The organism is Acidimicrobiia bacterium (assembly GCA_036271555.1).
Lineage (GTDB): Bacteria > Actinomycetota > Acidimicrobiia > IMCC26256 > PALSA-610 > DATBAK01.
On record DATBAK010000012.1, the window covers coordinates 20,372 to 30,806 of the forward strand.

The 10,435-nt window shown below is 70.0% G+C and carries 9 protein-coding genes; 4 read left to right on the top strand and 5 right to left on the bottom strand.

The genetic code is table 11. The annotated features are described in order from the left end of the window. The first annotated feature begins 43 nt into the window (after window positions 1–43). Entirely contained in the window at window positions 44–514 is a 471-nt protein-coding gene (locus VH914_05065; protein ID HEX4490560.1) for a nuclear transport factor 2 family protein, read from the top strand. A gap of 125 nt (window positions 515–639) precedes the next feature. On the opposite strand, the gene VH914_05070 is transcribed toward VH914_05065, so the two are convergent. The 4 genes from VH914_05070 to VH914_05085 are packed head-to-tail and all read right to left on the bottom strand — an operon-like array spanning window position 640 to window position 4,179. After that, window positions 640–1,530: a TauD/TfdA family dioxygenase gene (locus tag VH914_05070; GenBank protein ID HEX4490561.1), complete on the bottom strand. Its 891-nt coding sequence runs from the start codon at window positions 1,528–1,530 to the stop codon at window positions 640–642. Between the two features lie 47 nt (window positions 1,531–1,577). Then, on the bottom strand, window positions 1,578–2,357 hold the full coding sequence (locus VH914_05075) for an ABC transporter ATP-binding protein (GenBank protein HEX4490562.1): 780 nt from the start codon (window positions 2,355–2,357) through the stop codon (window positions 1,578–1,580). Beyond that, window positions 2,339–3,160: an ABC transporter permease gene (locus VH914_05080; GenBank protein HEX4490563.1), complete on the bottom strand. Its 822-nt coding sequence runs from the start codon at window positions 3,158–3,160 to the stop codon at window positions 2,339–2,341. Before VH914_05080 ends, VH914_05075 begins: the two co-directional genes overlap by 19 nt. Further along, window positions 3,157–4,179 carry an ABC transporter substrate-binding protein gene (locus VH914_05085; protein ID HEX4490564.1) on the bottom strand — a complete coding sequence of 341 codons (1,023 nt, stop codon included), beginning with the start codon at window positions 4,177–4,179 and terminating at the stop codon, window positions 3,157–3,159. Before VH914_05085 ends, VH914_05080 begins: the two co-directional genes overlap by 4 nt. Window positions 4,180–4,528: 349 nt before the next feature. On the opposite strand from VH914_05085, the gene VH914_05090 reads away from it, so the two are divergent. From VH914_05090 to VH914_05100, 3 genes are all read left to right on the top strand, one after another. Then, complete coding sequence (locus VH914_05090) at window positions 4,529–5,737, top strand: cytochrome P450 (GenBank protein HEX4490565.1); 1,209 nt, start codon at window positions 4,529–4,531, stop codon at window positions 5,735–5,737. Between the two features lie 162 nt (window positions 5,738–5,899). Further along, window positions 5,900–6,739, top strand: coding sequence for a hypothetical protein (locus tag VH914_05095; protein ID HEX4490566.1), 840 nt, complete (start codon window positions 5,900–5,902; stop codon window positions 6,737–6,739). Window positions 6,740–6,821: 82 nt separating this feature from the next. Then, window positions 6,822–8,783: an acyltransferase family protein gene (locus tag VH914_05100; GenBank protein HEX4490567.1), complete on the top strand. Its 1,962-nt coding sequence runs from the start codon at window positions 6,822–6,824 to the stop codon at window positions 8,781–8,783. A 26-nt stretch (window positions 8,784–8,809) separates the two neighbouring features. Here VH914_05100 and VH914_05105 read toward each other — a convergent pair whose 3' ends face one another. Beyond that, entirely contained in the window at window positions 8,810–10,330 is a 1,521-nt protein-coding gene (locus VH914_05105; GenBank protein HEX4490568.1) for a DUF1565 domain-containing protein, read from the bottom strand. Window positions 10,331–10,435: the final 105 nt, after the last annotated feature.

Consider the following 10,435-nt stretch of genomic DNA (forward strand, 5'->3'; position numbering starts at 1 on the left):
GAACGCAACCGCGGGCGTCGCGATTGCGTGAGAGGGGGCGCACGTGTCGGTCGAGGACAAGCTGGCGGTCGCGGAGACGCTCTACCGGTACGCGCGCGGGGTGGACACGCGCGACTGGGACGCGTACCGCGCGATCTTCACGGACCGTGTCACGGTCGATTTCTCCGGCTACGACGCGAACCGCACGCCGGTCGAGATGGCGGCCGACGACTGGGTCGCGCAGATCCGTCCGCAGTTCACCGGACTGCACGCGTCGCAGCACGCGATGACGAACCCACTCGTCGAAGTGAACGGCGACCGCGCACGCGTGACGATGTACGTGCGCGCACACCACGTGTTCGAGCCCGATGTCGACGACTCGTGGTACACGGTCGGCGGCTTCTACGAGAACGAGCTCGTGCGGTCCACCGACGCCTGGCTTCTGACGCGCGTGAAGCTGACCGTCACGTGGCGGATGGGCCGGCCCGAGATCATGGGCGCGGCGCGTGAAGCAGGACGGCGCGCGATCGGTTAGTGCGAGCGCAGACGAGAGGTCGGATGCGGCCGCACGCGAACGTGCCGGCGCATCGGTGCGCCGGCACGTTCCGCGTGGCCCTGCTTCGGGTCGGATGGCGCACGCGATCTCGCGGCGCCTCCTCGTCAGCGCGGCTCGTCGCCCCGCAGCGTCACGCGCTGGATGACGCGGTGATGCCCCTCGAAGTCGCCGACGACACTGTGCTGCGTGACCCGGTTGTCCCAGAACCCGACCGAGCCGGTGCGCCAGTGGTAACGCACGGTGAACTGCGGCTTCGTCGAGTGCGCGTAGAGATACTGGAGAATCGCATCGCTCTCCCCCGTGCTCAGGTCCTTGATGTGGGAGGTGAACCCCGCGTTCACGAACAGGCTCTTGGCGCCCGTCTCGGGGTGCGTGCGCACGACCGGGTGCTCGACGGGGTCGAGGCTCTGGTACTGCTTTCCCTCCCAGTCGCCGCCGCCGTCCTCACGGTCGGCGAGCAGCTTGGAGAACGCCTGGCGTCCGTCGTGCACCGCGACGAGCCCGTCGAGAAACACGCGGAACGGCTCGCTCAACGCCTCGTACGCGGCCCGCTGGTCGGAGAACATCGTGTCGCCACCGGCATCGGGAATCACGACCGCATTCAGGATCGAGCCGAGCGGCGGACGCGCGACGAAGGTGACGTCGGTGTGCCACGACAGACCGTCGTACCGGTCGACGACGTCGCCGTAGCTCTCACGCAGGCGCGCCGACTTCGAATAGTCGATCTCGAAGACCTCGGGGTATCCGTCGATGCCGGGGATGACCGGGTGCGCGGGCGTCGGCTCACCGAACGCACGCGCGAGCTCGATGTGCCCGGCCGGCTCGAGGTGCTGGTCGGGGAAGAAGATGACCTTGTACTGGAGGAGCTGCGATCGCAGCTCCGCGACCAGCGCGTCGGACAACGGCTCGCTGAGGTCGACGCCGCGGATCTCCGCGCCGATCGTCGCCGACAACGGCGTCGTGACGAGATCGACGCCTTCGGTGGTGAGGGTCATGGGTGTGCTCCTGTCGTGAGAAACGGGTCGGGGATGATGAACGGGACTCAGCGGCTCTCGACCAGCTCGTCGACGCCGAGCTCGCCGAGGAGGCGCGAGCGGAGCGCGGCGAAGTGCGGATCGGTGCGCCGGCGGGGGCGGTCGACGGCGACCGGAACGTCGAGCGTGACGCGGCCGTCGGAGAGCACGAGCACGCGGTCGGCGAGCAGGATCGCCTCGTCGACGTCGTGCGTCACCAGCAGCACCGCGGGCTTGTGGCGCTCGCAGAGCCGGTCGAGCAGCGTGTGCATCCGGATCCGCGTGAGCGCGTCGAGCGCGCCGAACGGCTCGTCGAGCAGCAGCAGCGCGGGCTCGCGGACGAGCGCGCGTGCGAGCGCGACGCGTTGCGATTCACCGCCGGACAGCGTCTTCGGCCAATCGCGTTCGTGACCGTCGAGCTCGACTTCACGAAGCGCGTTGCGAGCGAGCACCGTGGCGTCGGCCGCGCGCAGACCGAGCGCGACGTTGTCGATCACGCGAGCCCACGGCAGGAGGCGCGCGTCCTGGAACACCACCGCGCGCCGGCGCGGCACGAGCGCCTGACCCTCGATGCCGTCGTCGAGACCGGCGAGTGCGCGCAACAGCGTGCTCTTGCCGGTTCCGCTACGGCCGAGCAGCGCGACGAACTCGTTCGCGTGCAGCTCGAGGTCGATCCCGTCGAGCACGACGCGATCGCCGAACCTCCGCCGCACTCCCTGGCACCACACGACGAGCGGCGGCGCAACCTCGTCGGCCGCCCAATCACTCGGTTCGAGTGCGGGCTCGATCATCACCGGCTGGCGCGCCATCGCAATGCCTTCCTCTCGAGCAGACGGACGAGCGAGTCCGACACCAGCCCGAGCAGCGCGTAGACCGCGAGCCCGACGACGATGATGTCGGTCTGGAAGAACTCCTGCGCGTGGATCATCAGGTAGCCGATCCCGTTCGTCGCGTTGATCTGCTCGGCGAAGACGAGGATCAGCCACGCGACGGCGACCGCGAGCCGCAGCCCGACGAGGAAGTCGGGCAACGCGCCGGGGATCACGATGCGGCGGATCGTCGCGGCGCGCGACAACCCGACCGAACGCGCCAGCTCGAAGTGGCGCGGGTCGATCGCGCGCACGGCCGCGCTCGTGTTGATGTAGATCGGGAACACGACACCGAGCACGATCAGCGACACCTTCGCGGTGTTGCCGATGCCGAACCACAGCACGATGAGCGGCTGCAGACCGATGATGGGCAGGAAGCGCAGCATCTGCATCGGCGCGTCGACGACGTCTTCCCCGATGCGCGACAACCCCGCGATCAACGCGAGCACGGTCGCAACGGGAACGCCGATCACCAGCCCTTCGAGCACGCGGCGGGCCGACACCCAGATCGCGCTCGTGAGCGTGCCGTCCTGCAGCAGGTGCCAGCCGCTGCGCACGACGGTCGTCGGCGCCGCGAGCGTCTGGCTGTCGACGAGGTGCAGACCGCTCGCGACCTGCCACGCCGCGACGACGAGCACGACACCCGCGAGCCGCTCGACCCCCTTCGCCGACCGCGCGGGTGGGCCCGCGGAAGGCGCGCCCGTACCGAGCGTCACGAGATCGGTCGTCGCGTCGGCCGTCATTGCGCGATGACCTGTTGGATCACCTTCGCGAAGCTGAGGTCGAACTCCTGCTTCGCGTCGAGCTTCGACGGAACCTCACCCGCCTTCAGGTACAGGTCGGCGAGCGCCTGCTGGGCCGGTACGAGTGCACCGGTCAACGGCACGAACGACGACGTTCCGAGCTTCGCGAGCAGCGCGCGGCCCGCGGTCGGCGTGAGGTGGTACTGCTCGACGTAGAAACGCTGCACGAACTCGCCGGGGTTGGCGCGGATCGCGTTGTACGCGCGACCGAGGCGCAGGATGTAGTCGCGGATCGCGGCCGCCTTCGCGGGATCCTGCAACGCACGCCGGCTCGCGACGAGGAAGCTCACGCGGGCCGTGAGGTTGTCGGGGCGCTCGATGACCTTCGCGTCCGGGTGCGAGCTCAGGTATCCGCCGTCGAGCGGCGGTGCGAGAATGCCGGCGTCGACCGAACCGTTCTGCAGCGCGGCGACGATCTGCGTGAACGGCAGGTTCACCGACTTGAGGTCGTGCAGCGTGAGGTTCGCCTGCTCGAGGCCCTGCAACACGGTCGCCTCGAGCACCGTGCCCTGCTGGTATGCGACCCGCTTCCCCTTCAGGTCCGCCCACGACGTGATGTGCGAACCGGGCGCGGCGACGAGCTCGTCGCTGCCGTGCTCGCTCGCCCACGCCGCCACCGCGACGACGTCTTGGTGCGCGGCCTGGGCGAAGATCAGCGGCGTGTCGGCGACGAAGCCGACGTCGATCGCGTTCGCGTGGAACGCCTGCAGCATCGACGGACCACCGATGAAACTCGCCCACTTCACGGAGTACGGGAAGCCGTGATCCTGAGCGCCGCTCGCGAGCACGGTCTCCTGCAGCTGCACCTGATCGCCGACGCGCAGCGTGGTTCCTGCCGGGACCTTCGCAGGGATCGACGTCGCGACCGCCGACGCAGCGTCGAGCCGCGCCGCCGACGATCCGCTCGAGCCGCACGCCGCGAGGAGTGGGACCAAGAGTCCGAAGGCGACGGCGACCACGAGTGGTCGTCGCGCACGAGCGCGTCGAATCGAGCCAGTCATTGCGGGCCTTTCTCGGGGGACGCGCGCCGAAAGGCGCGCGGTCAGGAGGGCGGGCGCGTCGACAGGCGACGACGCGCGACGAGACGAGAGCTCAGGAGATCAGCGGGAGCCGCAACAGCGCTCGTCGAAGGTCTCGCGCGTCAACTCACCCCAGGTGTCGTTGACGACACGCGAGCGGTGGACGCGAGGGACGGTGAACACGCTCCGCATTCTTACCCAATAAAGTCAATAGATCAAGTCATATTTAGCGGGGCCCGCCCGACTCGCGAGTTTCGGACGGTACCCTCGCCGCAGCGAAGGGAGCCCCGTGGTCGCGATTCCGGTGCACGAGCTCGATCTGCCCTTGTACGACGCGGTCGGCGTCGACCGCGAGCAGCGACTCGCACTCATGGCGGCCGCGCGTGAGGAGAGCTGGCTCGCGCGCACTCCGATCGGCTTCGCGCTCACGCGCTACGACGACGCGGTCGCGATCCTCCGCGACCGCCGCTTCCACTCCGCGCTGTCGATGATCCCGCAGCTGCAGGGCCTGGAAGACACGTACATCGAGCAACGGCGACCATCGATCCTCTCGATGGAAGGTCAACCGCACACGCGGTTGCGCCGGCTCGTCGCGCCCGCGTTCACACCGATGGCCGCCGAACGGCTGCGCCCATTCATGCGCGAGGTCATCGCAACCCTCGTCGACGCGGTGCAGCCGACCGGTCGTTGCGACCTCGTGGCGGACGTGTGCGAGCCGTACCCGATCCACGTGATCTGCGAGCTGCTCGGCGCACCGCGCGACGACTGGCCGCGGTTCTCGCAATGGGCGACCGACATCTTCCGCATCTTCAACCAGAACCTCGCGGAGGACCTCCCGGCCATCCAGCGCGCGTCGACCGAGCTCGAGACGTACGTGCACGACCTCGTCGAGCAGCGCCGGCGCGCGCCGGGCGACGATCTCTTGAGCGCGCTCATCGCGGCCGAGGAGGCCGGCGATCGACTGTCGACCGACGAGCTCGTGATGCTCGCCGAGGCCGTGCTCATGGCCGGTACCGACACGACACGGAACCAGCTCGCGTGCTGCATCGCGCTGTTCGCGGCAGAGCCGGAGCAATGGCGTCGCTTCGTCGCGCAGCCCGAGCTCGCACCGCGCGTCGTCGAGGAGACGATGCGCTACCTCGGCGCGGTGCAGGGCACGATGCGCATCGCGTCGCAGGACATCGAGTACCGCGACGTCGTGTTTCCTGCGGGCACGCTCGTCTCGATCTCGCTCGCGGGCGCGAACCGCGACCCCGACGTGTTCACGTCAGCCGAGAGGCTCGACGTCGCGCGCGAGACGAGCGCGCCGCACATGACGTTCGGCTCCGGCATCCACCACTGCCTGGGCGCGCACCTCGCGCGCGCCGAGCTGCAAGAGGCGCTCACGGTCATCGCCGAACGGCTTCCGGAGTTCGAGCTCGACGGACCCGTCAGCTGGAAGCCCGAGCAGTTCGGGATCTGGGGTCCCGCGCGACTCCCCCTGCGCTGGACGGTCTGACGCGCGTTCCCGCCCGAGCAGAGGCCGACGGTCTGAGTCCGAGTGCGTGGCGGGAGATTCCTCACACGATGCTGGGAGACCTCGCCGATGCCTCAGCGATCTCACCGCTCGAACGGCACCGGTTCCAAGGCGCGCATGAGGCGACGTTCCTACGTTCCCGCGATGCGTTTTGCGTCGGTCGCCGTCGCGGCCTTGCTCCTCGCGATCCTTCCCGCGTGCGGCCGGTCGTCACGGGGATCGCCGGCGACGAGCGTCGCGCGCACGACGCGGCGCGACATCGGCGCGAACGTGAGCGTGTGGGGCGACTCACTGACGGTGCAGGCCGGGCCCGCGCTCGAAGCCGAGGGCCGAGCGCGCGGCATCGACGTGCAGGTGCACGCCTACTTCGGACTCGCACCGTGCGACGTCACGACCGGCGTGCTGGCCGACGTTCGCAGCGGCATCGACGCGATCGTCTTCGACTTCTCGGGCAACAATCTGACTCCCTGCATGACGCGCGACGGCGCGCGTCTGCAAGGCGACGCGTACTACGACACGTATCGCCGCGATGTCGGCCGGTTGGTGAGCGCGGCGCGCGCCCAGGCGGTGCCGGTCGTCGTGGTCGGACCACCGGTGTTTCCCGACGCGCAGAACCGGCCGGACCGCGTCCGGCTCCGGTCGGTGTTGCACGGCGTCGCCGACGCGCTCGGCGCGCGCTACGTCGAGAGCGCGCCCGCGCTCGGCCTGCGCACGTTCACCCGTACCCTGCCGTGCCTGCCCGACGAGACGGCCGCGCTCGGCTGCGCGCACGGCCGCATCACGGTGCGCTCCGGGAACGGCATTCACTTCGACCAGCCCCACCGCGTCCCGTGCGCGAACGAGGAGCCGACGTCGTGTACCTACTCCGCGGGGAGTCACCGGTTCGCGGACGTCGTGCTCGACGCGCTCGCCCGCATCGCGTCGCTGCATGTCGCGGCGGCGCTGCCGGGCTCCGGTGTGCCGATCGTCGTCGCCGCGAGCTGAACGTTGTGCTCTGAGCGGATTCCAATTCGCGCTTGTCGCCACGCTCGCTGCCGTTTGACGGCGCCCGATTAAGTTGCCGCTGATGCGTCGCGACGGGCACGGACGCCGACTCGGCACCTCCCGCGCCGGACTCGCGACCGGCGAACGCGCGCGCCCGTCGCACCGCACGATCGGATACCGACCGGGCCTCGACGGCGTGCGCGCGCTCGCGGTCGTGGCGGTGATGCTGTACCACGACGACGTGTCGTGGGCGCGGGGCGGGTTCGTCGGCGTCGACGTCTTCTTCGTCCTCAGCGGCTTCCTCATCACGTCGCTGCTGTTGAGCGAGCTCGACGACACGGGACGGATCGATCGCATCGCGTTCTGGGGCCGCCGCGCGCGCCGCCTGCTCCCCGCGCTCTTCCTGCTGCTCGTCGGCGTGGTCGTGTACGCGATCGTGTGGGCGAAGCCCGACGAGCTGCACGACATCCGGCTCGACGGCATCGCGACGATCTTCTACGTCACCAACTGGCGCCTCGTCGCGGGCGGTCTCTCGTACTTCCAGACGTTCCAGGTGCCGTCGCCGCTGCAGCACACGTGGTCGCTCGCGATCGAGGAGCAGTACTACCTCGTCTGGCCGATCGTGCTCTTCGCGGCGCGGCCGCTCTGGCGCCGGCGACCGCGCGCGCTCGCACCGGCGATCGCCGCGCTCGCGCTCGCTTCGGCCGCGTTGATGGCGATCCTCTTCCACGCGCACGCGAGCATCGACCGCCTCTACTACGGCACCGACACGCGCGCGCAGGCGTTGCTCGTCGGCTCGGCGATCGCCGCGTTCCAGCGCGTGCCCCGGGCTCGCGCCGCGCGACGAGCGGCGTGGTTGCGCACGGTGTGCGGGGCCGGCGGCGTGCTCTTGCTCGCGGCCGTCGTGTGGCGCTGGAACACGCCGCGCTTCCTGTACCGAGGGGGCTTCCTCGTCGTCGCGCTCGCCGCGGGCGCGCTCGTGGTCGCGGCCGCGGAACGGGGCTGGATCGCACGGTTGCTCTCACTACGTCCGCTCCCGGCGATCGGTCTCGTGTCGTACGGGCTCTACCTCTGGCACTGGCCCGTCGACCTCGTGCTCAGCACCCCGCACGTCGCGTGGCACGGCTTCCCCCTCGTCGCGGCGCGGTCGGCCCTCACCGGCGCGCTCGCCACCGCGTCGTACGTCCTCGTCGAGCGCCCGATCCGGCGGCACGGTCTCGCCGCCCTACGCGGGCTGCCCGAGCGGATCCGCGGCGTGGCGATCGCGTCCGGCGTCGCCGGCGCAACTGCGATCGCGCTCATTCTCTCGACGACGGGCGCGCCGAGCCTCGCGCTGCCGTCGTCGCTCCCGGCGACGCCGCCGAACGCCAACGCGACGCGCATCCTGATGCTCGGCGACTCGCAGATGTTCACCCTCGGCTTCTGGGGCGCCGACGAGTTCGATCGGTCCAAGGCGCAGTTCGAGCCCGGCGCGCTGCTCGGCTGCGGCATCTTCGATCCGGACAACGACGACGGCAACTGCACCGACCGCGCGTCGTCGTGGGCGGACGACATCACGCAGTTCGACCCCGATCTCTCGGTGCTGCTCGTCGGCGCGTGGGAGACGCAGGACTTCACGCTCGACGGCCACCGCTATGTGCACGACACGCCCGCGCACGAGCACGCGCTCGAACGCGTGCTGACACACTCACTCTCGACGCTCACGCGGCGCGGTGGTCACGTCGCGTTGCTCGAGGTCCCCTGCTACGGCGAGACGAATGCCGCGGACCCGACTCGCATCGCGCGCGACGACCCGCGTGCGGTCGCGGAGGTGAACACCGCCTTCCGCGCGGTCGCGACGCGCGACCCGTCCGAGATCACCTTCGTACCGTGGGCGAACGTGATCTGTCCCCGCGGTCACTTCGTGACGCGCATCCACGGCGTGGTCGTGCGTCCCGACGGCGTGCACTACCGCGACACGGCGGGCGGGGCGATCGCGGCGGACGCGATCATCCCGAAGATCACGCGCTTGGCAGACACCGCGCACGCCGAACGGCGGTCCTGAGCCGATCGGCTATCCGGTCGCCACCATCACTCGCACGGCGAGGCGGCGATCGTCGCCGACGCGCTGTTGACCGTCGCGTCGTTGTACGTCGAGATGTCGACGCTATTTGTCGGCGGCGCGATCGCCTGCGTGGGTGGGACGTGGTCCCAGGCGTCGCCGACGGCCTGGGTCGACGACGACACCTCGAGATCACCGAGGGAGTTGCACGACAACGTGTTGCGGCCGGAGAACTTTGTCGTGCCGAGGTTCGCGTTCGCTTGGACACCGCTGTAGACACCGATCGCGCTTCCGGTGAACGAATCGTTCGTGAAGCGCGCGGCGGCGTTCGTGTCCAGTTGGACACCCGCGGGATAGCAGCTCGACACGTGGTCGCCGCTCACCACGACGTTGACCGAGCTCGTGATCTCGATGCAGGAATGGAGATAGCTCGACATCAGCGTGTTGTCGATGAGCGAGACGTTCGCGCCGCCCACGTGCACCGCACCTTCGATCCAGAGACCGCGGACGCTCGCGCCGGCGGCGTCGAGGTTCATGCCTCCGACGACCTGCCGCGCCGGCGACAGGCCATGACTCCCGGTCGACCCGATGAGCGTCACACCACTCGGAACCGAGAACGTGGGATCGTGCTTCTTGGGTTGATACGTACCGGCCTCGACCGCGAGCGTCTGGCCCGACGTCACCACCGCCAGCGCCTTCGTCATCGTCTTGAACGGCGCGGTGCACGACCCGCGGTTCGCGTCGTTGCCGACAACGGAGTCGACGGTGTAGGTCGAGCCGCACGTCTTGTCTCTCACGGCAGTCCACCGACCGACGCCGGTGCCGAGCACCGCGTACGCGCCGGGCTTGATGCCCTCGCTGATTCCGTCGGGTTCGAGCGAGCCCACGTAGAGCGTGCCGGCGTCGGAACCGGCGATCATCGCCATCGCGAACCGCTTCCCGTCGGCGATCCACGGACCCGAGCCGCCGCCGCCGATCGACACCGTCGCCGTGCCGTCCTTGGCGGTGAACTGCTCGTGATCGAGGACGAGACTCCCGGTGGCGCCGCCCGCGAGCGTGAACAGGTAGGAGCCGTTCGCGCGCGCGGCGGCCGGCGGAGCCGCGGGATGCAGTCGTGCGTTCGTGTGCGCCGCCGCGGCGCGCGTCGCCGACCAGCTCGCGGGCGCGATCCCGCTCGTGTACGTACCGGAGATGTCCGTGGCGGTGACGGTTCCGATCAAGAGCCGGTCGACCCGGCTCTGCTCCGGCGATGCCGTCACCAGGAGCACGATCGTCGTGCCCGCCTCCAGCCAGGTGCCCGAGTCCTGGAGGTCGGTGAGCTGGAACGTGCCCTCCTTCGACGAGTTGCCCTTGTCGGCGGTGATCACGAGCTCGGTGCTCGTGCCCGACAACTCGGCGTCATACGTGCCCGTCGCCTTCACCGCGCGCGCCGCATCCGAGCGCGCCCCGCCGAGCCGGCTCGATGCCGCCGATGCGGTGCCGCTGATGCCGCCCGCCGTGACGAGAACGGCCGCGCCGATGACGACCGCTCGTCCCCACTTCCGCCCCACGTCGGACCCCCTCGTCCACCGGTCCCACCGCGGTCGGGAATCTAACCCTGCGATCAGCTCGGCGCCCGCGCCACGGTCCCGCGTGGGAGCGGCAGCGGCAGGTCG